At 70.6% G+C, this 25,056-nt stretch carries 23 protein-coding genes and 3 pseudogenes; 19 read left to right on the top strand and 7 right to left on the bottom strand.

The features are described from left to right. A pseudogene (locus ACH5AO_RS34570) lies at positions 1-84 on the top strand (transposase); the annotation flags it as partial. Positions 85-91: 7 nt separating this feature from the next. On the opposite strand, the gene ACH5AO_RS34565 reads toward ACH5AO_RS34570, so the two are convergent. After that, entirely contained in the window at positions 92-571 is a 480-nt protein-coding gene (locus ACH5AO_RS34565) for a hypothetical protein (RefSeq protein ID WP_398931704.1), read from the bottom strand. Positions 572-1,057: 486 nt separating this feature from the next. Between ACH5AO_RS34565 and ACH5AO_RS34560 the strand changes: the two genes are divergently transcribed. After that, the gene (locus tag ACH5AO_RS34560) at positions 1,058-1,342 is read left to right on the top strand and encodes a DUF397 domain-containing protein (protein WP_398931701.1); all 285 of its coding nucleotides are present in this window, start codon (positions 1,058-1,060) and stop codon (positions 1,340-1,342) included. A 170-nt stretch (positions 1,343-1,512) separates the two neighbouring features. Here ACH5AO_RS34560 and ACH5AO_RS34555 read toward each other — a convergent pair whose 3' ends face one another. After that, complete coding sequence (locus tag ACH5AO_RS34555) at positions 1,513-2,031, bottom strand: ATP-binding protein (protein ID WP_398931699.1); 519 nt, start codon at positions 2,029-2,031, stop codon at positions 1,513-1,515. A gap of 376 nt (positions 2,032-2,407) precedes the next feature. Between ACH5AO_RS34555 and ACH5AO_RS34550 the strand changes: the two genes are divergently transcribed. The 5 genes and pseudogenes from ACH5AO_RS34550 (at position 2,408) to ACH5AO_RS34530 (ending at position 7,338) form a co-directional block, all read left to right on the top strand. Further along, positions 2,408-3,232, top strand: a complete 825-nt coding sequence (locus ACH5AO_RS34550; RefSeq protein ID WP_398931714.1) for a helix-turn-helix domain-containing protein — start codon at positions 2,408-2,410, stop codon at positions 3,230-3,232. Positions 3,233-3,331: 99 nt separating this feature from the next. Next, entirely contained in the window at positions 3,332-4,792 is a 1,461-nt protein-coding gene (locus ACH5AO_RS34545; protein WP_398931697.1) for an aldehyde dehydrogenase family protein, read from the top strand. Between the two features lie 62 nt (positions 4,793-4,854). Further along, positions 4,855-5,496, top strand: coding sequence for a PadR family transcriptional regulator (locus ACH5AO_RS34540; RefSeq protein WP_398931695.1), 642 nt, complete (start codon positions 4,855-4,857; stop codon positions 5,494-5,496). A gap of 74 nt (positions 5,497-5,570) precedes the next feature. Continuing rightward, a pseudogene (locus ACH5AO_RS34535) lies at positions 5,571-6,574 on the top strand (ATP-binding cassette domain-containing protein). Between the two features lie 5 nt (positions 6,575-6,579). Then, entirely contained in the window at positions 6,580-7,338 is a 759-nt protein-coding gene (locus ACH5AO_RS34530; RefSeq protein WP_398931712.1) for an ABC transporter permease, read from the top strand. Positions 7,339-7,345: 7 nt separating this feature from the next. Here the strand turns inward: ACH5AO_RS34530 and ACH5AO_RS34525 are convergent, their stop codons facing one another. Both ACH5AO_RS34525 and ACH5AO_RS34520 read right to left on the bottom strand, forming a co-directional pair. Next, entirely contained in the window at positions 7,346-7,672 is a 327-nt protein-coding gene (locus tag ACH5AO_RS34525; protein WP_398931693.1) for a hypothetical protein, read from the bottom strand. Continuing rightward, entirely contained in the window at positions 7,669-7,980 is a 312-nt protein-coding gene (locus tag ACH5AO_RS34520; protein WP_398931691.1) for a hypothetical protein, read from the bottom strand. Before ACH5AO_RS34520 ends, ACH5AO_RS34525 begins: the two co-directional genes overlap by 4 nt. Positions 7,981-8,101: 121 nt before the next feature. On the opposite strand from ACH5AO_RS34520, the pseudogene ACH5AO_RS34515 reads away from it, so the two are divergent. The 3 genes and pseudogenes from ACH5AO_RS34515 (at position 8,102) to ACH5AO_RS34505 (ending at position 10,546) form a co-directional block, all read left to right on the top strand. Then, positions 8,102-8,896: pseudogene (locus tag ACH5AO_RS34515) on the top strand (Scr1 family TA system antitoxin-like transcriptional regulator). Beyond that, the gene (locus tag ACH5AO_RS34510) at positions 8,889-9,110 is read left to right on the top strand and encodes a DUF397 domain-containing protein (RefSeq protein ID WP_398931689.1); all 222 of its coding nucleotides are present in this window, start codon (positions 8,889-8,891) and stop codon (positions 9,108-9,110) included. Before ACH5AO_RS34515 ends, ACH5AO_RS34510 begins: the two are co-directional and overlap by 8 nt. Positions 9,111-9,346: 236 nt before the next feature. Then, positions 9,347-10,546: an RNA-guided endonuclease InsQ/TnpB family protein gene (locus tag ACH5AO_RS34505; protein ID WP_398931687.1), complete on the top strand. Its 1,200-nt coding sequence runs from the start codon at positions 9,347-9,349 to the stop codon at positions 10,544-10,546. Between the two features lie 155 nt (positions 10,547-10,701). Here ACH5AO_RS34505 and ACH5AO_RS34500 read toward each other — a convergent pair whose 3' ends face one another. Beyond that, positions 10,702-11,979 carry an ion channel protein gene (locus ACH5AO_RS34500; protein ID WP_398931685.1) on the bottom strand — a complete coding sequence of 426 codons (1,278 nt, stop codon included), beginning with the start codon at positions 11,977-11,979 and terminating at the stop codon, positions 10,702-10,704. Positions 11,980-12,080: 101 nt separating this feature from the next. On the opposite strand from ACH5AO_RS34500, the gene ACH5AO_RS34495 reads away from it, so the two are divergent. From ACH5AO_RS34495 to ACH5AO_RS34485, 3 genes are all read left to right on the top strand, one after another. After that, a complete protein-coding gene (locus ACH5AO_RS34495; RefSeq protein ID WP_398931683.1) occupies positions 12,081-12,842 on the top strand; it encodes a MerR family transcriptional regulator in 762 nt (253 codons plus the stop codon). Positions 12,843-13,031: 189 nt separating this feature from the next. Beyond that, positions 13,032-13,901 carry a DedA family protein gene (locus ACH5AO_RS34490; protein WP_398931681.1) on the top strand — a complete coding sequence of 290 codons (870 nt, stop codon included), beginning with the start codon at positions 13,032-13,034 and terminating at the stop codon, positions 13,899-13,901. 82 nt (positions 13,902-13,983) lie between these two features. After that, positions 13,984-14,493, top strand: a complete 510-nt coding sequence (locus tag ACH5AO_RS34485) for a hypothetical protein (protein ID WP_398931679.1) — start codon at positions 13,984-13,986, stop codon at positions 14,491-14,493. Positions 14,494-14,623: 130 nt separating this feature from the next. Here the strand turns inward: ACH5AO_RS34485 and ACH5AO_RS34480 are convergent, their stop codons facing one another. Together ACH5AO_RS34480 and ACH5AO_RS34475 are read right to left on the bottom strand one after the other, a co-directional pair. Next, entirely contained in the window at positions 14,624-16,318 is a 1,695-nt protein-coding gene (locus tag ACH5AO_RS34480) for a threonine/serine exporter family protein (RefSeq protein WP_398931677.1), read from the bottom strand. A gap of 153 nt (positions 16,319-16,471) precedes the next feature. Next, on the bottom strand, positions 16,472-16,963 hold the full coding sequence (locus tag ACH5AO_RS34475) for an inorganic diphosphatase (protein WP_030828087.1): 492 nt from the start codon (positions 16,961-16,963) through the stop codon (positions 16,472-16,474). Between the two features lie 79 nt (positions 16,964-17,042). Between ACH5AO_RS34475 and dacB the strand changes: the two genes are divergently transcribed. From dacB to folE, 6 genes are all read left to right on the top strand, one after another. Next, a complete protein-coding gene (gene dacB / locus ACH5AO_RS34470; RefSeq protein ID WP_398931675.1) occupies positions 17,043-18,659 on the top strand; it encodes a D-alanyl-D-alanine carboxypeptidase/D-alanyl-D-alanine-endopeptidase in 1,617 nt (538 codons plus the stop codon). Between the two features lie 264 nt (positions 18,660-18,923). After that, positions 18,924-20,057 (top strand): zinc-dependent metalloprotease, encoded by a 1,134-nt coding sequence (locus ACH5AO_RS34465; RefSeq protein WP_398931673.1) that lies wholly within the window; start codon positions 18,924-18,926, stop codon positions 20,055-20,057. 195 nt (positions 20,058-20,252) lie between these two features. Continuing rightward, positions 20,253-21,278, top strand: a complete 1,026-nt coding sequence (tilS, locus tag ACH5AO_RS34460) for a tRNA lysidine(34) synthetase TilS (RefSeq protein WP_398931671.1) — start codon at positions 20,253-20,255, stop codon at positions 21,276-21,278. A 68-nt stretch (positions 21,279-21,346) separates the two neighbouring features. Then, complete coding sequence (gene hpt / locus ACH5AO_RS34455) at positions 21,347-21,907, top strand: hypoxanthine phosphoribosyltransferase (protein ID WP_398931710.1); 561 nt, start codon at positions 21,347-21,349, stop codon at positions 21,905-21,907. A 188-nt stretch (positions 21,908-22,095) separates the two neighbouring features. Beyond that, a complete protein-coding gene (gene ftsH / locus ACH5AO_RS34450) occupies positions 22,096-24,135 on the top strand; it encodes an ATP-dependent zinc metalloprotease FtsH (protein ID WP_398931668.1) in 2,040 nt (679 codons plus the stop codon). Positions 24,136-24,277: 142 nt separating this feature from the next. Further along, positions 24,278-24,883, top strand: a complete 606-nt coding sequence (gene folE, locus ACH5AO_RS34445) for a GTP cyclohydrolase I FolE (protein ID WP_398931666.1) — start codon at positions 24,278-24,280, stop codon at positions 24,881-24,883. Positions 24,884-25,056: the final 173 nt, after the last annotated feature.

Genomic DNA, 25,056 nt, shown 5'->3' with positions numbered 1-25,056 from the left:
ATCCGCCGCTACATCATCTGGCGGAACAAGCACGCCGCCGATCAACGGCTACGCGAGGTCGTCGCCAGGGCGAACGTTGCCTGATGCGGCACTAGGAGCCCAGCCCTTCCGTCGGCAGCCCCGTCGGGAGGGAGTCGCCCTCGGCCTTGGTGTACGTCTCGGTGCCGAGGGCGCCCTCCCAGGTGACCTCCAGGGAGTCCCCGTCGACGGAGCCGACCGTGCCGTTCGCCCGCTCCTCGGTGCCGTCGCCGCACTTCAGGCGGATCGAGTGGGTTCCGGCCCGCTCCCGCGCGGTGCCGCTGCACACGGTGCCGCCCGTGGCGAAGAGGGCGGCCTCCTCGCCGTTGACCATCAGGACCACGGCCTTGCCGCCTGCCGTGGTGAGCCAGCTGCCCTCCAGCTCGCTCGCCGGGGCCGCGCTCGCGCCGGAGCCCCCGGTGCCGCCGCCGGAGTCCGCGGTCGCCGTGGTGGACGGGGTGGGACCGGCCGTGGAGTCGTCCGAGCCGCCGGAGCCGCCTCCGCCGCACGCGGTCAGCAGGAGCGTGCCGGTCAGCCCCGTGGTCACGGCCACGGCCGCGACCCGAGCGCGTCGGGAGCGCGCCCCGCGCGATGACGGCGATGCGGACCGGTACGTCACCGAAGCCTCCGAAGTCACTGCGAGCCCCCTGGCTGTGGCCGGCCCCGTCAGCCGGACGACAGCCGCCAGCTAACAGGACCCGCCCGGCACCTCACCAGCCTCCGTGACACACCTCGCACCGCATGTTCACGAAGGACCGGCGGGCCGGCGCGCACGGGAACGACGCCCGCGGAACGTGGAGGGCACACAAGGGAACACGGTGGAACACAAAGGCTCCCGCGTGCGTCTCTCAGGGAGCGGGGTTCGGCGAAACGTCCGTCGAAACGAGTACCACTCGGCCGTCGAGGCTGTAACCGGGGGAACACTCCGCGTGCACGTGCATCTGCTCGCGCATATGCACGTGAACGAAGCTATGATCCCGGTCAGTTGACCACTGCATCAATGGCCGTACCAGCCAGTGCACCAGCGGGGGAGCGACCTGTGGACCACGATGTGTACGACGGTGACGTGTACGACGGTGCCGACGCGTCCGGCGTGTACAACGGCATGACGGCCACCGGGCTGGACGGTGTGGTCTGGCAGAAGAGCCGGCACAGCAACTCGCAGGGTTCCTGCGTGGAGTTCGCCCGGCTGCCCGGCGGAGAGGTGGCCGTGCGCAACTCCCGCTTCCCCGACGGTCCCGCGCTCGTCTACACCCGCGCGGAGATCGAGGCCATGCTGCTGGGCGTGAAGGACGGCGAGTTCGACCACCTGGTGGCCGGCTGACCGGTGGCGCCGGGGCGCTCCGGAAGGGACGGAGCGGTTCGGGAGGCGCCGGCGTGCTCCGGAGGGGACGGAGTGGCTCAGGGGACGCCGACGTGCTTCGGAAGTGACCCGAGTGGCTCAGGGGGCGCCCACGCGCGTAGAACCGCGGCGCCCGGAAGCGCCGCGGTTCGTCATGCGCCGGGACGGAGGCGGCCGACGGAGCGCGGGAGCCGGAACAGGGCCCAGACCACCTTGCCGCTCGGCACGTCGGCCATCGGGTGCCAGCCCCAGCTGTCGCTGAAGGACTCGACCAGGAACAGCCCCCGGCCCGACTCGGCGGAGGAGTCACCCGGCGCGCGGGCGACGGGGCTGTCGTCGCTGGGGTCGCGCACCGCGCACACCAGCCGCTCGGTCCACCGCATCAGGTGCAGCCGCACCGGCAGGTCCGGTACCGCCGACCGCGGGGCGCCGGCCGGCAGACCGTGCCGCAGGGCGTTGGTGACCAGTTCGGAGACGACCAGGCACACGTCGTCGAAACGGTCACCCAGGCCCCACTGGTCGAGGGTCGTGCGGGTGAACCGCCGGGCGTCCCGGACCGCTTCGTGACGGGCGGGGAGGGCGCAGGAGGCGGCATCGGACGCGGCCGCGAGGTTCAGCGGCGGAAGGCCCTGCCGTAACGGCTCGAGCATGGTCGATCCATTCGTCCCCATGCGAGGCACTCCCGGGAATTCGCGGTCGTAGCGAGGCGGCGGTGGTGCGGAGACCATGGTTTCGGATGCGTACAGCAGATGCAAGGGCAGATGCACGTGCAGCTGACCGAAATCGTCCCTGCCGTACTGGTTTGTTGGCCAATTTTTCCGTCATCTTCCGGTCCTCTTCCGGCTGTTCCCTTGCCTCCTCGTTGCTCCTCCCTTCTCCCTCCGTGCCCGTTCCGTACTCCTTCCCGGCCGGAGCCCCGGCCGGATTCCGTTTCCGTAATCGGGCGAGTACTGCTCGAAGTGTTTTAGTGGCAGACTGCGGGCCCTGAAGACGTTGGGGAGGCTGGCGAACGTGAGCGCGGGAGAGCCGGGATCGGTGGTGCGGCGCATGCTGCTCGGATCACAACTCAGGCGACTGCGTGAGGCGCGGGGGATCACGCGTGAGGCGGCGGGCTACTCGATCCGCGCCTCCGAATCGAAGATCAGCCGGATGGAACTGGGCCGGGTGAGCTTCAAGACCAGGGATGTCGAGGATCTGCTGACGCTGTACGGCATCACGGACGAGCAGGAGCGCCTGTCGCTGGTCTCCCTCGCCAAGGAGGCCAATGTGGCGGGCTGGTGGCACAGTTACTCGGACGTGCTGCCGAGCTGGTTCCCCACGTACGTGGGCCTGGAGGGGGCCGCCTCGCTGATCCGGGCGTACGAGGTGCAGTTCGTGCACGGCCTGCTGCAGACCGAGGAGTACGCCCGCGCGGTGGTGCGCCGCGGCATGAAGGGGGCGAGCGACGAGGACGTCGAACGGCGGGTGACGCTGCGCCTGGAGCGGCAGAAGTACCTGGTCTCGGAGAACGCCCCCGAGTTCCACGTCGTCCTCGACGAGGCCGCCCTGCGCCGGCCGTACGGCGACCGCGCGGTGATGCGCGGCCAGCTCCAGCACCTCATCGACGTCTCCGAGCGGCCCAACGTCCGGCTGCAGGTCGTGCCGTTCAGCCTCGGCGGGCACTCCGGCGAGTCGGGCGCGTTCACCATCCTCAGCTTCCCCGAGTCCGACCTGTCGGACGTCGTGTACCTGGAGCAGCTCACCAGCGCGCTGTACCTCGACAAGCCCGAGGACGTGGCCCAGTACGAGAAGGCGCTCAAGGAACTCCAGCACGACAGCCCGGGCCCCGCGGAGAGCCGGGACCTCCTGCGGGGACTGCTGCACATGTCCTGAGCACGCCACAACTCACGTGAAACACAAGTACGATGACGTTCGATCAGATCACGCGGTCGATCAGTGCTCCGCTGGTGCAGCAAGGGATCGAGGGATCACATGTCGTCGTACTTCACCGACCTGGCTCAGCAGTACATCGACGGTGAGTGGCGCCCGGGCACCGGTTCCTGGGACATCATCGACTTCAACCCGTACGACGACGAGAAGCTCGCGTCGATCACGACGGCCACGGTCGACGAGGTCGATCAGGCGTACCGGGCGGCCGCCCGCGCGCAGAAGCAGTGGGCGGCGACCAACCCGTACGCGCGCCGCGCGGTGTTCGAGAAGGCGCTCAGGCTGGTCGAGGAGCGCGAGGAGGAGATCTCCGAGGCGATCGTCGCCGAGCTCGGCGGCACCCGCCTGAAGGCCGCCTTCGAGCTGCACCTCGCCAAGGAGTTCCTGCGCGAGGCGGTCCACCTGGCGCTGCGCCCCGAGGGCCGGATCGTCCCCTCGCCGGTGGACGGCAAGGAGAACCGCGTCTACCGCGTGCCCGTCGGCGTCGTGGGCGTGATCAGCCCGTTCAACTTCCCCTTCCTGCTCTCCCTGAAGTCGGTCGCCCCCGCGCTCGCGCTCGGCAACGGCGTGGTGCTCAAGCCGCACCAGAACACACCGGTCGTCGGCGGCTCCCTGGTCGCGAAGATCTTCGAGGACGCGGGCCTGCCCGGCGGTCTGCTCAACGTCGTCATCACCGACATCGCGGAGATCGGCGACGCCTTCCTGGAGCACCCGGTGCCGAAGGTCATCTCCTTCACCGGTTCGGACGCGGTCGGCCGCCACGTGGCCACCGTCTGCGCCTCCCTCTTCAAGCGCTCGGTCCTCGAACTCGGCGGCAACAGCGCCCTGGTGGTCCTCGACGACGCCGACCTCGACTACGCCGTGGACGCGGCCGTCTTCAGCCGGTACGTCCACCAGGGCCAGGTCTGCATGGCCGCCAACCGCGTCCTGGTCGACCGGTCGGTCGCCGACGAGTTCACCGAGAAGTTCGTCGCCAAGGTCGGGTCCCTCAAGTCCGGCGACCCGCGCGACCCGGAGACGGTCGTCGGCCCGCTGATCAACTCCCGGCAGGCGGACGCCGTGTCCGGCGTGGTCGAGCAGGCGCTCGCGGAGGGCGCCACCGCCCTGGTCCGGGGCGCGCGCAGGGACAACCTGGTCGAGCCGTCCGTCCTCACCGGCCTGCCCGCCGACTCGGCCCTGCTGCGGCAGGAGGTCTTCGGGCCCGTCGCGTTCCTCGTCCCGTTCGACGGCGAGGAGGAGGCCGTGCGCATCGTCAACGACACCCCGTACGGCCTGAGCGGCGCCGTGCACACCGGTGACGTCGAGCGCGGGGTGAACTTCGCCAAGCGGATCGACACCGGCATGTTCCACGTGAACGACGGCACCGTGCACGACGAGCCGATCGTCCCCTTCGGCGGCGAGAAGCACTCGGGCATCGGCCGGCTGAACGGCGACGCCATGCTGGACGCCTTCACCACGGTGAAGTGGATCTCGGTGCAGCACGGCCGGAGCGGCTTCCCGTTCTGAGCGGGCCTCGAGCGGGCAGGGTGGCCCCCGGGACAGGCCCTCTGGGGGCCTAGGCTGGGCACATGTCAGTGATCCGTCTCCTGGTGCTCGGCGCGGTGCGCCAGCACGGGCGGGCCCACGGGTACCAGGTGCGCAACGACCTGGAGTACTGGGGCGCGCACGAGTGGTCCAACGCCAAGCCCGGCTCGATCTACCACGCGCTGAAGCAGATGGCGAAGCAGGGGCTGCTGCACGCGCACGAGATCGCGCCGTCCACGGCCGGCGGCCCGCCGCGCACGGAGTACGAGATCACCGAGCAGGGCACCGAGGAGTACTTCCGGCTGCTGCGGGAGGCCCTGACCTCCTACGACCAGAAGCCGGACGTGCTGTCGGCGGGGCTCGGGCTCATGGTCGACCTGAAGCGCGAGGAGGCGCTGGCGCTCCTCGAACAGCGGATGCGTTCCATCGGGGAGTGGCGCAAGGCCGTCACCGAGTACTACGTGCCCGAGGACGGCCCCGGTCAGCTGGGCCACATCGGGGAGATCATGGACTTCTGGATCCACTCCGCCGACACCGGCGCCGAGTGGACCCGCGCCCTCATCGAGCGCATCCGGGGCGGCGCCTACACCTTCGCCGGAGAGGGCGAGCCGTTCGTCGGCGTCCTGGCCGAGGGCGAGGAGAACCCGTACGGGACGGGGGAGCGGCATCCCGGGGACGACCGTTAATCAAGTTTGACTAGAGGAGGGCGCGGGTATACGGTCCGGGCTGGTAGTCAAATTTGACTGGCGAGGGAGTTTCTGTGTCCGACGCGGCGATCACCGTCGAGGAAGCACACAAGACATACAAGGGCGGTGGCAGCGGACCCGCACTGGACGGGCTCGACCTCACGGTCGCGCGCGGCACGGTGCACGGAGTGCTCGGCCCGAACGGCGCGGGCAAGACCACCCTGGTGAGGATCCTGGCCACCCTGCTGCGGCCCGACGCGGGCCGGATCGAGGTGGCGGGACACGACGTCGTGCGCGAGGCGTACGCCGTACGGCCGCGCATCGGCCTGCTCGGCCAGCACGCGGCGCTCGACGAGGAACTCGGCGGCCGGCAGAACCTGGAGCTGTTCGGCCGGCTGCACCACCTGGGCGCGCGACGCGCACGCGCGCGTGCCGACGAACTGCTGGAGCGCTTCGAGCTCTCCGGCACCGGACGCAAGGCGGTCAGGCAGTACAGCGGCGGCATGCGCCGCCGGCTGGACCTCGCCGCCTCCCTGATCACCGAACCGGAGGTGCTCTTCCTGGACGAACCGACCACGGGCCTCGACCCTCCCCCAGTTCTCGGCTTCGCTCGAACCGGGGGGACCCCCATGGCCGCGCGGAGGTGTGGGACTCCGTCCGCTCCCTGGTCGGCGGCGGTACGACGGTCCTGCTCACCACCCAGTACCTGGAGGAGGCCGACCAGCTCGCCGACCGCATCTGTCTGGTGGACGCCGGCCGGGTCGTCGCCGACGGCACGCCGGACGAGCTCAAGGCGGCCGTCGGCGGCGACCGCATCGACGTCGTCCTGCGCGACGCCGGACACCTGGGCGCGGCCGCCGCCCTGCTGCCCGTACCGGAGGACGCGGTCACCGTGGACCCCGACCGGCGGCTGCTCAGCGCCCCCGTCACCGACCGCATGGCCGCCCTGGCCGGGGTCGTCCGCGCGCTGGAGGAGGCTGGCGTCGAGGCCGAGGACATCGCCCTGCGCAGGCCCACGCTCGACGAGGTGTTCCTGCGGCTGACCGGGCACGACGACCGGGTGAAGGAGGCCGCGTGACCACCATGACGTACGCCCTGACCGACTCCTGGACCATGACCCGCCGCGAACTCGCCCGCTGGGGGCGGCAGCCGGTCGCGGTGGTGGTGAACCTGGTCTTCCCGGTGATGCTGCTGCTGATGTTCGGCTACCTGGTCGGCGGCGGCCGGGGCGTGAGCGGCGACTACCTCGACTTCCTGGTGCCCGGCATGCTCGCGCTCACCATGGCCTTCGGCCTGGAGGGCACGATGATCGCCGTCACCCGGGACCTCGACAAGGGCGTCATCGACCGCTTCCGCTCCATGCCCATGGCCAACGGCGCGGTCCTGGTGGGCCGTTCCGCCGCCGACATGCTCCAGTCGGTGCTCGGCCTGGCGGCGCTCCTCGCCGTCGCCGCCGCGCTCGGCTGGCGCGCCCAGGGCGGCCCGGCGGGCTTCCTGGGCGCCGTGGGACTGCTGCTGCTGTTCCGGTTCGCCATGCTGTGGATCGGCATCCACTTGGCGCTGGTCGCCGGGAAACCGGAGCTGGTGCAGGCCGTGCAGATCCTGGTCTGGCCGGTCGGCTTCCTGTCCAACGCCTTCGCCGCTCCCGAGTCCATGCCGGACTGGCTGGGCATGGTCGTCGAATGGAATCCCCTGTCCCGGACCGCCACCGCCGTGCGCGATCTGTTCGGCGGCCCCGGCGGCGAACCGGGCCACGTGGGGGCCGCCGTCGTCTGGCCGCTGGTACTGCTGGCGGTGTTCTTCCCGCTGGCGGTACGCCGCTTCGCGCGGCTCAGTCGGTGAGGGGACCTCAGCCACCCGGATTCGTACCGGCGTCGAGATCCGTGTACACGCGCAGGCGGGCGCCCCTGCTCTCCGCGATGCGGCACACGTCGGTCAGGGACTCGCCCATGCGGGCGAGGAGGTAGCGGAGCTGGACGGCGGTCACGCGCTCCTCGTCGTGGAGCATGTCGGCGAGGTGGGTGAGCAGATCGGCCGCCATGTCGAGCTGGACGCCCTCGGCGATGTCGGCGGCCCGGGAGAGGCGTCCACTGCCGTCGGTCAGGAGGTAGCAGGGCTTGCCTTCGGGGCTCGGCCAGGGCAGGAGGCGGGCGGGGGTGAGGGCGTGGTGCGTCATGTGGTCAGTCCCAGGCGGTGAGTCGGGTACGGGGGCAGGTGGACGCCCTGAGGGGCGATCAACAGGGAACAGCGCCGGGCTTGTCGGCGCCGTTCCCGCTCCCGGCGCTCGTGCGCGATGACATAGGGGCGTACGAGGCTGTGGTCCTCGCCGCGGAGGGGGCGTGCGCCGAGCCGGCGCGGGGCCGGGCCCTCGGCGGGCGGGGGCGGGAGGTCGTATCCGTCCCGTGCGTCGAGCCGGCGTCGTCCGGTGGCGGGGGCGATGAGGCCGAGCAGCGGTTCGAGGAGACGGGCGATGAGGCCGAGCATGGGATGACTCCGTGATCGATGTCGCTCTCTGTGGTGATCCGCATACAGAGTGGAACGGCCCGTATTAGGCTCGCCAGGGGGTTCGGGGTGACGGAGCATTTGTCACAGAGGGGTTGATCTCGTGGGCACCAACTACGGCGACTGACTCAAGGAACAGCGCGAGGCGGCCGGGCTGACGCAACAGCAACTGGCCGAGGCCGCGGTCATGACTCGAACGCACATCGCGCACATCGAGGCGGGGCGCCGGGTGCCGTCACGGGAGGACGCGCGGCGGCTGGACAACGCGCTGAACACGGGAAATGTACTGAGTCGCTTCCTGCCGCAGGAGGAAGCGGCGGTCGCCGACTACTTCGAGGCGGCCCGGCTGCTCGAACAACAGGCGGTGATGATCCGGGAGTTCGCCCTGTCGTTCGTCCCGGGCATCCTGCAGACGGAAAGGTACGCGCGTGCGGTTCTGAGCACGTCGTTCCCTCCGGTGAGTGAAGAGGAATGTGACAGGCTCGTTGTCACACGCCTTGAGCGGGCGAAGGTACTGGATGACCCGGTCACGCCCGTAGTGTGGGCGCTGCTGGACGAGGCGGTCCTACGGCGGGTCGTGGGTGGCCCGGAAGTCATGGCGGAGCAGATCACACATCTGGTTCGGCTGGTCGAGCGGCGCCGCGTACGGGTGCATGTGGTCCCCTACGGAGTTGGTGCGTATCAGCTACTCCAGGGCTTGGTCACGCTGATGTCCTTCGAGGACCAACCACCCTTGGCGTACTCGGAGGGCGTCCAAGTGGGCAAGGTGCACGACTCTCCGTCTGTGGTCACACGCCTTGAGGGAGCCTACGATCTGGCACTGAGCGACGCGCTGTCACTCAAGGAGTCCGTCGCCATGATGCAGGCGATTGCGAAGGAGTACGGACGTTGTGACTGAGCCCCTCATAGCGGATGGTGCCTTGCTGGGTGGTTGGCGGAAGTCGTCGTACAGCGGCCCGGAGGGTGGCAGCTGCCTCGAAGTGCTAGATGGCCACCCTGCGGGAGTTCCCGTACGCGACTCCAAGAACCCCCACGGGCCCGCCTTGATCATTCCGGGGTCCGCCTGGTCGGCGTTCGTCACGGCGGTCAGGAGCGGCGGCTTCCCCTCCTGACCAGGGCGCCATGGGCGTGTCGGGCAGCCGGTGCCTGGGCGGCGCCTCGGTCATCGGGTCTCTCCTTCGTGGATACCCCTGCCTTCAGGCAGGGGTGGGGGTACCTCCCGCTTGCGGGGGAGAAACGAAGCTCCTGCGGAGCAGGGAAGGAAAAGCCGGTTAGCCGCCAGGGCGGACCGGTGTCCACCCTCAACTGCCCGCACTCCGTCACAAACTGATGGAGTAGTAGGTGAACCGTGAAGACCCCCCACGTGAAGCGGGCGTTCAAGTACCGCTTCTATCCGACCGATGCGCAGGCAGCCGAGCTGTCGCGCACGTTCGGCTGCGTGCGGAAGGTCTACAACCTCGCCCTCGCGGCGCGCACGGAAGCATGGACGCGGCAGGAACGGGTGAACTACAACCAGACGTCGGTGATGCTGACGGCCTGGAAGAAGACCGAGGAACTCGCGTACCTCAACGAGGTCTCCTCCGTCCCGCTCCAGCAGGCCCTGCGGCACCTTCAGACGGCGTTCACCAACTTCTTCGGCAAGCGCGCCAAGTACCCGCGCTTCAAGTCGCGGAAGAAGTCGCGGAAGTCGGCGGAGTACACCACCAGCGCGTTCCGGTTCCGCGACGGGAACATAACTCTGGCGAAGATGGCGGAGCCGCTCGACATCGTGTGGTCCCGTCCGCTCCCCGAGGGTGCGTCCCCGTCCACGGTGACCGTGTCCCAGGACGCGGCCGGACGCTGGTACGTGTCTTTGCTGTGCGAGGACCCGTCCGTCCAGCCGCTCCCCGCCGCCAACGCGGCCGTCGGCATCGACGTCGGGCTCGACCACCTGCTGACCCTCTCGACCGGCGAGAAGGTCTCCAACCCTCGGCATGAGCGACGTGACCGCGTCCGCCTCGCCAAGGCCCAGCGGCAGCTTGCCCGCAAGGCCAAGGGCGACGGAGCGAACCGGGCCAAGGCCCGCCGGAAGGTCGCGAAGGTCTACGCCCGGATCGCCGACCGCAGGCGTGACCACCTGCACAAGCTCACCACTCGGCTCGTTCGTGAAAACCAAACGATCGTGATCGAGGACCTCACCGTCCGGAACATGGTGAAGAACCGGAGCCTGGCACGCGCCATCAGCGATGCGGCGTGGTCGGAGTTTAGGAGCATGCTGGAGTACAAGGCCCAGTGGTACGGCCGCGAAGTGATCGCGATCGACCGCTGGTTCCCCTCCTCCAAGCTGTGCTCGACCTGCGGCACCTTGCGGGACAAGATGCCGCTGAACGTCCGCACCTGGACGTGTGACAGCTGTGGGACGACCCATGACCGGGACGTGAACGCGGCGAAGAACATCCTGGCCGTCGGGCTGACGGCGTCTGTCTGTGGAGCCGGTGTAAGACCTCAACGGAGTACTCCGGGCGGGCAGTCGGCGATGAAGCAGAAACCCCTACGGCGCGAGCCGTAGGAATCCCCCTCCTTCAGGAGGGGGAGGAAGTCAAGTCCCCGACCGGATTGGCCGGCCCCAGGAAGGGATTGACGGACACGGGGCGCTCGTCGTGCTGCGGGCCTTTGTGGAGTGGCACGGGGTCTCCTTGGTCTCGGGGGTGGGGAGGGGGAAGGTCATCGCACGGCTGTCCCGTCCTCCCGGAGCTGCATCAGCGGGCGGCCCGTCACCAGCAGCCAGGCCGGCAGCGAGGCGACGCACAGGAGGACGAGGATCCCGGGGGAGGCGACCAGGACGGCGGCGACGAACAGGCTCACCCAGCCCTGCCGGGTGATGGCCAGCAGGATCCCCAGCACCCCCGCCGACACGCCCACCGCCGGCTGCACCCCGGGCACCAGCGCGTGCGCGCACAGTCCGAGCGCGGTGCCGACGAACACCGCCGGGAAGATCCGCCCGCCCCGGAAGCCGCAGGACGCGGCGACGAGCAGCGCGGCCAGCTTCACCACCGTCATCGTGGCGAACCCGCCCGCCGACCAGCCGTCGGGATCGCGCGCCAGCTCCGCGATCTCGTCGAGCCCTTTGAACAGCGTCAGGTGCCCGCCCAGTGCCGCCAGGGCGCCCAGCACCACGCCACCGGCAGGGAGCATCAGCATCGGGTGCCGCAGCCGCGCGAAGACCCCATGGACGTACGGGAAGGCGTACACGGCGCACAGGCCGAGCAGCGCGCCCACCGGGGCCACCACGAGGGACGCCAGCAGGTCGCCCCAGCCGGGCCGCCCGAACGGCGGCAGACGCAGGTCGAAGCTCGGCTCCGACACCAGCGTCACGGTGAGCGCACCGGCCCCGGCGGCGGCCAGCGGCGCGAAGAGGCTGTCCCACAGCCGCCCCTTGATCCGCTGCCCGGCCAGCGCCTCGGAGATGACCAGTGCCGCGGCCACCGGCGTACCGAACAGCGCGCCGATCGTCCCGGCCTCCGCCAGCGCCACCCAGCCGCGTTCCTGGGTCTGCGGGAAGAACCTGAGGCCCGCCCAGACCGCCAGCGAGACGTTCACGGCGATGATCGGGTTCTCGGGCCCCAGACTGGGCCCGCCGGCCAGCACGAACGCGGTCGCCAGCAGCAGCCCCGGCAGCACCGCGGGCGGCAGTACCGGCGCGTCGAGACCGGTGGTCGCCGGATCGGGGCCCGCGTGACCCGGTACCTTCCACACGACCAGTCCGACCACGATCCCGGTGGCGACGAGCACCACGAACATCCACGGCACGGAGTACCCGCCGACACCGAGGGAGTCCGGCAGGTCCTGCCAGAGCACGTCCTGCAGCCCCTCGGCCACCGTGCTCACCCCCACCAGGATCAGACTGGTCACCACGCCCACGACCAGCGCGGGGACGACGGTCGGCAGCAGGGCGCGTGCCGGAGCGGCGGGGGGTGCCTGCTGCGAGCTGTCCTGGGCCACGCGCACACGATAAACGGACAAGCCAGACGAATCCGTCACCGGCTTGCACCTCACGCCACGTGAGGTCCCAGGCTGGAGCGCGTACCCAGAAGGGAGCGGAAGTGAGCTACTCCGTGGGACAGGTGTCCGACTTCGCCGGTGTCACCGTGCGCACCCTGCACCACTACGACGACATCGGCCTGCTCGTGCCCAGCGAGCGCAGCCACGCGGGGCACCGGCGTTACAGCGACGCCGACCTCGACCGGCTGCAGCAGGTCCTGTTCTACCGCGAGCTCGGCTTCCCGCTCGACGAGGTCGCCGTCCTGCTCGACGACCCGGACGCGGACCCGCGCGCGCACCTGCGCCGGCAGCACGAACTGCTGACCGCCCGGATCGAGAAGCTGAGGAAGATGGCGGCGGCCGTGGAGAACGCCATGGAGGCACGCAAGATGGGGATCAACCTCACGCCCGAGGAGAAGTTCGAGGTGTTCGGGGACAAGGACCCCGAGCAGTACGCCGAGGAGACCGAGGAACGCTGGGGCGACACCGAGGCGTACGCCGAGTCGCAGCGCCGCGTCGCCCGGTACACCAAGGAGGACTGGAAGCGCGTCCAGGCCGAGGTCGACGACTGGCAGGAGCGGTACACCGCCCTGGTGGCCTCCGGGGGACGGCCGTCAGACGAGGTCGCCATGGACCTCGCCGAGGAACACCGGCAGCACATCAGCAAGTGGTACTTCGAGGTGCCGTACGAGATGCACATGTGCTTCGGGGAGATGTACGTCTCCGACGAGCGGTTCAAGGCGTACTACGACTCCATGCGGCCCGGCCTCGCCGAGCACCTCAAGGAGGCGATCGTCGCCAACGCCGCGCGGCACACCTCCTGAGCGTCGTGGCCCGGCTCACATCCGGGCCACGACCTGCGGGTTGTCTCCCGCACCACGGCTCACAGCTTTCTCCGGGGCGGGGGACAGGGCATCCTGGGTACCCCCGCGGAACCTGGGTCCCGACGGCTGCGTTCATAATTTGGGCAGCCAGCCCAGCCCTTACCCCCCAGCTGCAGGAGCCACATCCCCGTGACCACGCTTGCGCTCGGCCCTGAGTGGCTGAGCCCGGACTACCTGATCGAGACCTTCAGCCTCCCCGGCATCCTGCTGATCGTCTTCGCGGAGTCCGGACTCTTCGCGTTCCTGCCCGGTGACTCCCTGCTGTTCACGGCGGGTCTCTTCGTGGCCGAGGGCAACTACATCAGCCAGCCGCTGTGGCTGGTGTGCACGCTGATCGTGATGGCCGCCGTCATCGGCGACCAAGTCGGTTACATGATCGGCAAGTTCTTCGGACCCAAGCTGTTCAACCGGCCGAACTCCAAGCTCTTCAAACAGGAGAACCTGGAGAAAGCGCACGAGTTCATGGAGAAGTACGGCCCCAAGGCGATCGTCCTGGCCCGCTTCGTCCCGATCGTGCGCACGTTCGCCCCCATCGTGGCCGGCGCCGGCCGCATGAAGTACCGCACGTTCTTCGTGTACAACCTCATCGGCGGTATCGCCTGGGGCAGCGGTGTCACCCTCGCGGGCTACTGGCTCGGGCAGATCGAGTTCATCAAGACCAACGTCGAGCCGATCCTCGTCCTGATCGTCCTGATCTCCGTGGTACCGATCATCATCGAGTACCTGCGCGAGCGCGGGAAGAAGAAGCGCGCCGCCGCCGAGGCCCCGGCCGCCGCCCCCGCCCCGCAGCAGCCCCAGTACCCGGTCATGGACGACGCCACGACCCAGCTGCGCCGCATCACCCCGACCGCCCCGCAGCAGCCCCAGCAGCCCCGGCAGCAGCACTACGGCAACCAGGGGTACCCGCAGCAGGGCTACCAGCAGCAGCCCCAGCAGCCGTACGGCAACGACCAGTACTACGACCAGAACCAGCAGCAGCCCTACAACCGCGGCTACTGAAGCGCCCCGAAGGGGGCGCCCGCGCTGAGGAGCGGGTCGGAAGCGCTCCGGGTCCGGCCGGCGTGAAGGGGTGGGGGCGGAGTTGCGGAGTTACCGATATGTCGGACCGGCCGCGCTGAAAGCCGCCGTCCGGCCCGGTGACGGCGGGCGCCGGATCGGCTCGGCGGCCGACTTCGGCGACTGGATCACGGAGCGATCGGCGGCTGAGCTGACCGAACCGTTCACCTTCGTGGTCGGCACGGACGGTGTGCTCCGGCTGGCACCGCGGCGGAGCGAGCACGTGGCCTGTGCCGGTGGAGACGTGGTTCTGGGCGCCGGAGAGATCGGCTTCGTGCGCGAGGCGGACCGGTGGGCCGTGAGCGAGGTCAGCAACCAGTCCACCGGGTACTGCCCGGACGTCGGCTCCTGGGCGGCGGTCGCCCGCGCTCTGGACGCCGCGGGGATCCGGCGGCCCTCCGGCTTCACCCACGAGGTGGTGTTCCGGCGGTGCCCCGACTGCCAGGAGCACAACATCGTGCGTGAGGACGACTTCGTCTGCGTCTTCTGCGGCAGCGATCTGCCCGCGGCGTGGAACGTGGATCCCACCGTGTGACGGGCGAAGGGCCCCGCCACTCGTCGACGTCGACAACGGCTCCGGCACCGCCACCGCTCGTCCGTGAGATCTCCCCCCGGCCCGTGAACAGTGATCGTTCACAGCCCGGGATCCACTCTCGGCACACGGCCTAGAAGCCCCGCGTCCGCTTCGCCGCCCGGCGCTTCTCCGCGGACCCGATCCGCAGGAAGATCCGCGAGATCTCCGACCCGAGGTTCACCCCGATCGCGATGGCCATGGACAGGGCCACCGCCTTCGTGAGGGAGGTCAGCCCCGATTCGACCTCGTTCTGGGCGATGCCCAGCAGGCCGAAGTACGTGGCGGAACCGGGCAGCAGCGGCCCGATCGCCGCCGTGGTGTACGGCAGCGCGGACGCGAACCGGTACCGGGCCAGCAACTGTCCGAACAGGCCCACGAGGCCCGCCGCCGCGGTCGTGGAGACCACCGGGGAGATGTCGCCCGTGTAGTGCATCGCGCCGTACACCACCCAGGCGACCCCGCCGTTCAGGGTCGCCATCAGCACGGTGGACCGTTCCTGCTGGAGCAGCACCGCGAAGGCCAGGGACAGCACCATCGACGCGGCGATCTGCCACAGCGGGTCGTCGGAGACGCCGAGCGCCGCGTCCGGGTTCAGCCTGGCGCCCAGCTGCACGCCGAAGTACAGCACCGTCAGCACCCCGGCCACGATGCCCACGAAGAAGTACAGGACCTCCAGCAGACGCGCGGACGCCGTGATGTAGAAACCGGTCAGGCCGTCCTGCACACCGGCCACCAGCGCCCGTCCGGGCAGCAGGGCGAACAGCCCACCGGTGATCACCGCGGACGCCTTCACGTCCACGTGCGCCAGCGTCAGCGCCACCCCGATCGCGGCCGGCGGCATCGCGGCCACCGTGAACTGGTAGAACTCCGGCAGTCCGCGCCCCGCGCACAGCCAGGCCAGCCGGTCGCCGAGCATCGCGCCCACCGCGGCCGACACGAACACCAGGAAGCCACCGCCGACGAGCACCGACGCCGCACCCGCAAGCAGCCCGCTCGCCGCGGTCAGCGCCCAGCCGGGGTACGGGTGCCGGTTGCGGCGGATCTCCGCCAGCCGGCGGTAGGCCTCCTCCAGGGAGACGTGCGCCTCGTCGTCGCTGAGGTCGTCCACCAGCTGGTAGACGGCGGCCAGCCGGGTGTAGTCGGGGCTGCGGCGCCGCACCGTGCGCGACGCGGTGACCGGGTCGTCGACCAGGGACGGCTGGTGGGAGATCGACAGCAGGGTGAAGGTGACGTTGGGCTCGCAGCGGTCCAGACCGTAGGAGCGGCACACGGCGAACATCGCCGCCTCCACGTCCTCGGCGCCCTCGCCGCCCGCCAGCAGCAGCTCGCCGATGCGCAGGGTCAGGTCGAGCACGCGCGGCACGGCCGGCCCGGCCTCGTCGTGCCGCTGCACCGGCTCCGGCGCCGGCCGCTCGGTCACCGGCATGCGCAGCATGGTGCGCATCCGGTCCTGCCACGGCACGTCCTTGGCCAGGCTGACCAGCGGGATCCCGCTCGCCGGGGTGAACGCCGCCGACTGCTCCGCGCTGTAGGTGCTCGGCGTGCTGAACGCCGACCCCTCCGTCCCGTCCGGGGGCGGCGGGGACACCTCCAGGCCGTCGGGAACGGCGAACTCGGAGGTCGTCTCGGACTCCGTACCGGTCGCCGGGACGGCCAGCCCCTCGGGGACGGCGAACTCGGAGGTCGTCGACGACTCGGCCTCGGCCGGCGCCGCGACACCGGAGGGAGGAGTGAACGCGCTCCTCGCCTCGTCCGACTGCGGCTTGCGGTCCTCCGCGTCCCTCACCTGCTCCGCTCTCCCTTTACGACACCGTCCGCGACACCCGTCCGCGACACCGTCCGTAAACCTGCCCCGTACAGCCTCAGTATGCGCACGCACGGCAGAACGGGCCGCACGCGCGCGCGTGCGGCCCGTTCTGCCGTGCGGCGGCGGGAGGGCTCAGTGGCCGCCCGTCTCCTTGAAACGCTTGTAGGACCGCTCGATCTCCGCCTCGGCGTCCACCCGGCCGACCCAGTTGGCGCCCTCGACCGACTTGCCCGGCTCCAGGTCCTTGTAGACCTCGAAGAAGTGCTGGATCTCCAGGCGGTCGAACTCGGACACGTGGTGGATGTCCCGCAGGTGCTCCACGCGCGGGTCCGTCGACGGGACGCACAGCAGCTTGTCGTCGCCGCCGGCCTCGTCCGTCATCCGGAACATGCCGATCGCGCGGCAGCGGATCAGGCAGCCCGGGAACGTCGGCTCGTCCAGGATGACCAGCGCGTCCAGCGGGTCGCCGTCCTCGCCGAGGGTGTTCTCGACGAAGCCGTAGTCGGTCGGGTAGGCGGTCGAGGTGAAGAGCCGACGGTCCAGGCGGATCCGACCCGTCTCGTGGTCCACCTCGTACTTGTTCCGCGAACCCTTCGGGATCTCGATCGTGACGTCGAACTCCACCGGACGCTCCTCCATGATCAGCACATAGTTCTGGTGGTTAAGTGTCCCTCACGCAGGTGTGTGATCGCGAAAGGGGCTGGTGGTCGTGCCAGAGCTGAGGCCTTGGCGGGCCGCGGGACCGCATGTCGCGCGGATCGCGGACGCCGTACGGCCGCGTCTCGCCCGGGCCGCGGAGACCGTACGGCCGCGTCTGGCGCGCGTCGCCGAGGCCGTCGGGCCCCGGTCCGCGCGGCCGGACCGGCCGGGATCACCGCGGGTCCCGCGGCCGAAGACCTGGCAGTTCACCGCGACCGCCGCCACCGCCGGTCTGGCGCTGGCCGCGGGTGTGGTGACCGCCGCCGGTCCCTGGGACTCCGCGGGCCAGCGTACGGCCGAGCGGGACCGGGCCGTGGCCTTGGAAGCCGCGCGTGGCGCAGATCACGGCGGCGGCCGCGCCCACGCCGGTACGCCGCCCCACGGGTCCCAGGCCGCCCCGCCGGCCGTCCCCGTGCTCACCGGCCTCGACGGCACCGCCGCCACCGTGAGGTCGGCACCCGGCGGCGAGGCCCTCGGCACCGTTCTCGACCCGCTGCTGGGGGATCCCGCGCTCGGCAGCCGTTCCGCCGCCGTGGTCGACGTGGCCACCGGCGAACGGCTCCACGCCACCGGCTCCGGGAAGGCGCTCGTCCCCGCCTCCACCACCAAGATCGCCACCGCCGTCGCCGCGCTCTCCGCGATGGGCGCCGACCACCGCATCACCACCCGCGCGGTGTACGAGCCCGACACCGAGGAGGTCGTCCTGGTCGGCGGCGGCGACCCCACGCTCACCGCGCGGGAGGACGCCGGGGAACTCGCGAGCCTGCGCGACCTCGCCGAGCGCACCGCCGCCGCCCTGGCCAAGCGCGGGGTGCGCGAGGTGACGCTGTCGTACGACACGACCCTCTACGAGGGCGCCACGCTCCACCCGATCGGGGTCAACCCGAACATCGCCGCCGTCACCCCCCTCATGGTCGACGAGGCCCGCACCGACGGCTCCACCAGCGGCCCGGCGCCGCGGGTCGCGGACCCGGCGGCCGACGCCGCGCGGAGGTTCGGCGAACTGCTGGGGGAACACGGGGTCAAGACCACGCCGCCCGGCCCGTCGAAGGCCACCACCCGCGCCTCCACCCTCGCCGCGGTCTCCTCGCCCCCGCTGGCCGCCCTCGTCGAGCGGATGCTGACCCACAGCGACAACGACCTCGCCGAGGCCCTCGCCCGCCACACCGCCCTGGCCACCGGCGAGAGCGCCGACTTCGCCGGCGCCGGTGCGGCGATCACCGCCCGCCTGGAGCAGCTCGGACTGTCCACGAAGGGCGCGGACATCAAGGACGGCAGCGGCCTCGACCGGCGCGACAAGCTCACCGCCGACCTCCTCACCGACCTGCTCGTCAAGGCCGGCGACCCGACCCACCCCGAGCTGCGCCCCGCCCTCACCGGCCTGCCCGTCGCCGGCTTCACCGGTACCCTCGCCGGCCGCTACACCGACGGCGCGGCCGGTGTCGTACGCGCCAAGACCGGCACGCTCACCGGCGTGAACACCCTGGCGGGCACGGTCGTCGACAAGGACGGCCGCCTGCTGGCCTTCGCCTTCCTGGCGAACGGCACCACCGACCCGACAGCGGCCCAGTCGGCCCTCGACAAGGCGGCCACGGCCCTGGCGGAGTGCGGCTGCCGCTGACCCCTTCAGGGGCGCGGGGACCAGTAGGGGCGCGGGGAACTGCGCAAGGGGGTCTGGGGCGGAGCCCCCAGGGACGATGGAGGTACCTCCCGCTCGAGCGAAGCCGAGAGCGGGGGAGGGAAGGGGCGGCGGGGGGCGAGAAACCGAGAGCTACGAGGAACGGCCCGCGCCCGCCGGTCACCCACCCCGGCGCCGACGCTCCCGGACCACCTCGGTCACCTCGCCGTCCTGCCCGAAACCGGGCCACTCACGTACCGTTGACGCATGACGAGCATCGGTGGTGCTGCCTCTTCCGGGATGGTCGACTGGAACCTCGCGGTCGCGACCGCGACCCGCCTCATGCGGCCGGGCCCCGACGTGAGCCGCGACGAGGCCAGGGCCGTCGTCGCGGAACTGCGCCGGCACGCGAAGGCCTCGGAGGAGCACGTCCGGGGCTTCACTCGTCTGGGCACCGAGGAGACCCACGACACCCCCGTCCTCGTCGTCGACCGCCCCGGCTGGGTCCGGGCCAACGTCGCCGGCTTCCGCGAACTGCTCAAACCGCTCCTCGACAAGATGCAGGAACGACGCGGCACCGGCCCCGGCAACGTGGTCCTCGGCGCCGTCGGCGGCAAGGTCACCGGCGTGGAGCTGGGCATGCTGCTGTCCTTCCTCGCCTCCCGCGTCCTCGGCCAGTACGAGACCTTCGCCCCCGCCACCCGCGACCTCCCGGCCGGTGCGAACGGCGGCGGCCGGCTGCTGCTCGTCGCCCCCAACATCGTCCACGTCGAACGCGAACTCGACGTCGAACCGCACGACTTCCGCCTGTGGGTGACCCTCCACGAGGAGACCCACCGCACCCAGTTCACCGCCGTGCCCTGGCTGAGGGACCATCTGGAGGGGGAGATCCAGTCGTTCCTGGGGGAGACCGACGTCGATCCCATGACCGTCCTGGAACGCGTCCGCGAAGCCGCCCAGTCCCTCGTCGGCGGCCGCCCCGAGGGCGAGGAGGGCGACGACGGGCACTCCCTCGTCGAACTCGTGCAGACCCCCGCCCAGCGCGAGATCCTCGGCCGCCTCACGGCCGTGATGTCCCTCCTGGAGGGGCACGCCGACTTCGTGATGGACGGCGTCGGCCCCCAGGTCGTGCCGAGCGTCGCCGAGATCCGGGAGAAGTTCCAGCAGCGCCGCGCCAAGGGCGCCTCCCGCCTCGACATGGCCCTGCGCAAGCTGCTCGGCCTGGACGCCAAACTCCGTCAGTACCGCGACGGCGAACGCTTCGTGCGGGCCGTCGTCGAGGAGGTCGGCATGGACGGCTTCAACCGGGTGTGGACCTCGCCCAACACGCTCCCCACCAAGGCGGAGATCGCCAAACCGGCGGACTGGATCACCCGGGTGCACCGCAAACCGGAAGCCTGAGCACCGCGCACCGTCATGCTCCGCGCACGGCCGACGGCAGACAAACGCCCCTCCAATCACCCGTCCGAGGGACCGTGAGCCCTGAGTAGGCGTGCAATGCTCGGGGAACGGCCCGGTTCTGTCACCATCTACACACTCTGAGTGACCGAACCTCGGGCTCAGCCCCCCCCGACAATTTCATGAAGGGAACCGGACATGGGTCCCCATCCTGCGGTCGCGGCGATACGTCTGGCGGTCCGCCGCGTCCTGAACGACATCCTCGACGACCACGGCCGGGCCCCCGGCCGCACACCGCACGAACGGCCCCCCTCGCCGCTCGTGCTCGTGGCCTGCTCCGGCGGCGCGGACTCCATGGCGCTCGCCTCCGCCCTCGCCTTCGAAGCCCCCCGCCTCGGCGTCCGCGCCGGCGGCGTCACCGTCGACCACGGCCTCCAGGCGGGTTCCGACCTGCGCGCCGCCGAAGTCGCCTCCCGCCTGCGCGAACTCGGCCTCGACCCCGTCGAGTCCGTCGCGGTCACCGTCGGCCGCGACGGCGGACCCGAGGCCGCCGCCCGGGACGCCCGCTACGCCGCCCTGGACGCCGCCGCCGAACGGCACGGCGCCGCCGCCGTCCTGCTCGGCCACACCCGCGACGACCAGGCCGAGACCGTCCTGCTCGGCCTCGCCCGCGGCTCCGGCATCCGCTCCCTGTCCGGAATGGCCGCGGTCTCGGGGGCCGGCGGCCGTTACCGGCGCCCCTTCCTCCAGCTCGACCGGCAGACCGCCCGCAAGGCCTGCATGGTCCAGTCCCTGCCCGTCTGGGACGACCCGCACAACGCCGACCCCGCCTACACCCGCTCCCGGCTCCGCCACGAGGGCCTGCCCGCCCTGGAGAAGGCCCTCGGCAAGGGCGTCGTCGAGGCCCTCGCCCGTACGGCCCAGCTCTCCCGCGACGACGCCGACGCCCTCGACGCCTGGGCCGGCCGGGTGGCGGCCGGCGTCCGCGACGCCGACGGCCGACTGGAGTGCGCCGCGCTGCACGACCTGCCGCCCGCCGTGCGCCGCCGGGTGCTGCGCCGGGCCGCCATCGAGGCCGGAGCGCCGGCCGGTTCGCTGTTCGCCCGCCACATCGAGGAGGTCGACCGGCTGATCACCGGCTGGCGCGGTCAGGGGGCCATCAATCTCCCCGGCCGGGTCGTCGCCCGTCGGCAGGGTGGCAGACTGGTGATTCGGCAGGGCTGAATCCGGACCCCACCGACCCGTACGAGCCGCGGGACGGACCGGACCGGCCGGTGGGACGACCGAAAGTGATGCGGGTGGACGCGAAAGACATGGGTGCCGACCTCGAGAAGGTGCTCATCACCAAGGAAGAGATCGACGCCAAGCTGGCGGAGCTGGCGGCGAAGATCGACGCGGAGTACGCGGGCAAGGACCTGCTGATCGTCGGCGTGCTCAAGGGCGCGGTGATGGTGATGGCGGACCTCGCGCGGGCGCTGTCCACCCCCGTCACGATGGACTGGATGGCCGTGTCCTCGTACGGGGCGGGCACCCAGTCCTCCGGTGTGGTGCGGATCCTCAAGGACCTCGACACCGACATCAAGGGCCGGCACGTCCTGATCGTCGAGGACATCATCGACTCCGGACTGACCCTGTCCTGGCTGATCTCCAACCTCGGCTCGCGCGAGCCCGCCTCCCTCAAGGTGTGCACGCTGCTGCGCAAGCCCGACGCCGCCAAGGTCGCCATCGACGTGGAATGGGCCGGCTTCGACATCCCCAACGAGTTCGTCGTCGGCTACGGCCTCGACTACGCCGAGAAGTACCGCAACCTCCCGTTCGTCGGTACGCTCGCGCCCCACGTCTACGGCGGCTGAACCTCGGGGCCCGGTCCGCCGTACGGTGATCGGGAACCCCGGCGGGCTCCGCGGCGTTGGAGCATGCGTGGACGCGATCGCCGGCTGTCCCTCGCAGCTTCGGGGGACAATGCTGGGGTACCGTCCGAAGAACAGTCTTTATCAAACTCACTATGGCAGGAGGGACGGGGCGGCACCGCTCCGTATGGATGGACGTGAAGCGATACTTCCGTGGGCCGGTCATGTGGATCGTGCTGGCCGTCCTCGCCGTGGTCGTGTTGATGCAGGTCGTCGGCTCGTCCGGCGGCTACAAGACGGTGGACACCGGCGAGGTCGTCCAGGCGATCAACGAGAACAAGGTCGAGTCGGCCAAGCTGACCACCGGTGACGAGCAGACCATCAAGGTCCAGCTCAAGGACGGCGTCGAGGTCAAGGACAGCTCGAAGATCCAGGCGAGCTACATCGGTGACCAGGGCGTCACCATCGCCAGCACCCTGCAGGACAAGTTCCAGAACAAGCAGATCCCGGACGGCTACACGGTCTCGCCGTCCAAGCAGAACCCGTTCGTGAGCATTCTGCTGTCCCTGCTGCCCTTCGTCCTCATCGTGGTCGTCTTCCTGTTCCTGATGAACCAGATGCAGGGCGGCGGCTCCCGCGTCATGAACTTCGGCAAGTCCAAGGCGAAGCTCATCACCAAGGACACCCCGAAGACGACGTTCGCCGACGTCGCGGGATCGGACGAGGCGGTGGAGGAGCTCCACGAGATCAAGGAGTTCCTGCAGGAGCCGGCGAAGTTCCAGGCCGTCGGGGCGAAGATCCCCAAGGGCGTCCTGCTCTACGGCCCGCCCGGTACGGGCAAGACCCTGCTCGCGCGTGCCGTCGCGGGCGAGGCCGGTGTGCCGTTCTACTCGATCTCCGGTTCCGACTTCGTCGAGATGTTCGTCGGTGTCGGTGCCTCCCGGGTCCGTGACCTGTTCGAGCAGGCCAAGGCCAACGCCCCCGCGATCGTCTTCGTCGACGAGATCGACGCGGTCGGCCGCCACCGCGGCGCCGGCCTCGGCGGTGGTCACGACGAGCGCGAGCAGACCCTGAACCAGCTCCTCGTCGAGATGGACGGCTTCGACGTCAAGGGCGGCGTGATCCTCATCGCCGCGACGAACCGGCCCGACATCCTCGACCCGGCGCTGCTGCGTCCCGGCCGCTTCGACCGCCAGATCGCGGTCGACCGCCCCGACATGCAGGGCCGTCTCGAGATCCTCAAGGTGCACCAGAAGGGCAAGCCGGTCGCCCCGGACGTCGACCTCTCGGCCGTCGCCCGCCGCACCCCCGGCATGACCGGTGCCGACCTGGCCAACGTGCTCAACGAGGCCGCGCTGCTGACCGCGCGCAGCGATCAGAAGCTGATCGACAACAAGATGCTGGACGAGGCGATCGACCGTGTGGTCGCGGGCCCGCAGAAGCGGACCCGGATCATGTCGGACAAGGAGAAGAAGATCACCGCGTACCACGAGGGCGGACACGCCCTGGTCGCGGCGGCCTCCCCGAACTCCGACCCCGTCCACAAGATCACGATCCTCTCCAGGGGCCGTGCCCTCGGCTACACGATGGTGCTCCCGGACGAGGACAAGTACTCGACCACGCGCAACGAGATGCTGGACCAGCTCGCCTACATGCTGGGCGGCCGCGCGGCCGAGGAGCTCGTCTTCCACGACCCGACCACCGGTGCCGCCAACGACATCGAGAAGGCCACCGGTGTGGCCCGCGCGATGGTCACGCAGTACGGCATGACCGAGCGGCTCGGCGCCATCAAGTTCGGCGGCGACAACACCGAGCCGTTCCTCGGACGTGAGATGGCCCACCAGCGCGACTACTCGGAAGAGGTCGCCGCGCTGGTCGACGAAGAGGTCAAGAAGCTCATCGAGACCGCGCACAACGAGGCGTGGGAGATCCTCGTCGAGAACCGTGACGTCCTCGACAACCTGGTCCTGGCCCTCCTGGAGCGGGAGACGCTGGGCAAGGAGGAGATCGCCGAGATCTTCGCGCCGATCGTCAAGCGCCCGCCCAGGCCCGCCTGGACCGGCTCCTCCCGCCGTACGCCGTCCACCCGTCCGCCGGTCCTCTCCCCCAAGGAGCTGGCCCTGACGAACGGGGCGAACGGCGCGACGCCGGCCATCACCACCGCCAAGAGCACCGCGGCGGACCCCGCCCCGGCTCCGGAGCGGACCCCGGAGGAACGCCCCGAGAGCTGATCCCGAGGCTCCCGGTGGCCCCACCGGGCCCGGAATGGATGCCGCGCCCCCCTGGTTCTAGCCTGGGGGGCGCGGCATTTCACGTACCCGCAGTTGAGACGCGTGCCCCTCACGCGTGAAGACACAGGAACGAGGCACCCAGATGACCGACCCCGTGACGCTGGACGGCATGGCCCCCGTCGGAGAGTTCGACGAGAAGCGGGCCGAGAACGCCGTGCGCGAGCTCCTGATCGCGGTCGGTGAGGACCCGGACCGGGAGGGCCTGCTGGAGACTCCCGCGCGGGTGGCGCGGGCGTACCGGGAGATCTTCGCGGGGCTGTGGCAGAAGCCCGAGGACGTGCTGACGACGACGTTCGACCTCGGCCACGACGAGATGGTGCTGGTCAAGGACATCGAAGTCCTGAGCAGCTGTGAGCATCATCTGGTGCCGTTCGTCGGGGTCGCCCACGTCGGTTACATCCCATCGGTCGACGGCAAGATCACGGGCCTTTCGAAACTGGCTCGGCTCGTGGACGTCTACGCCCGGCGCCCGCAGGTGCAGGAACGACTCACCACGCAGATCGCGGACTCCTTGATGGACATCCTGGAGCCGCGTGGGGTGATCGTGGTCGTGGAGTGCGAGCACATGTGCATGTCGATGCGGGGAGTGCGGAAGCCCGGGGCGAAGACCATCACGTCGGCCGTGCGGGGGCAATTGCGCGACCCCGCCACCCGCAACGAGGCGATGAGCCTGATCATGGCGCGCTGACGCGGCGTGCGCCGATACGGGTGTGCCTGAGCGGGTGTGCCCGAGGACGTGGGCCGGCGCGGGCGGGTCCGGGGCTCCGCGTTGTCTCGGACGGGCTTCGGGTTCCGGGCCGGCGTGGGTGTGTCCGGGATTCTGGACCGATGCGGGCTTGCTTGAGGCTCCGTGGTGATGCG

The organism is Streptomyces sp. NPDC018964, from assembly GCF_044390325.1.
Lineage (GTDB): Bacteria > Actinomycetota > Actinomycetes > Streptomycetales > Streptomycetaceae > Streptomyces.
This window is presented reverse-complemented; position numbering and strand designations above follow the sequence as displayed.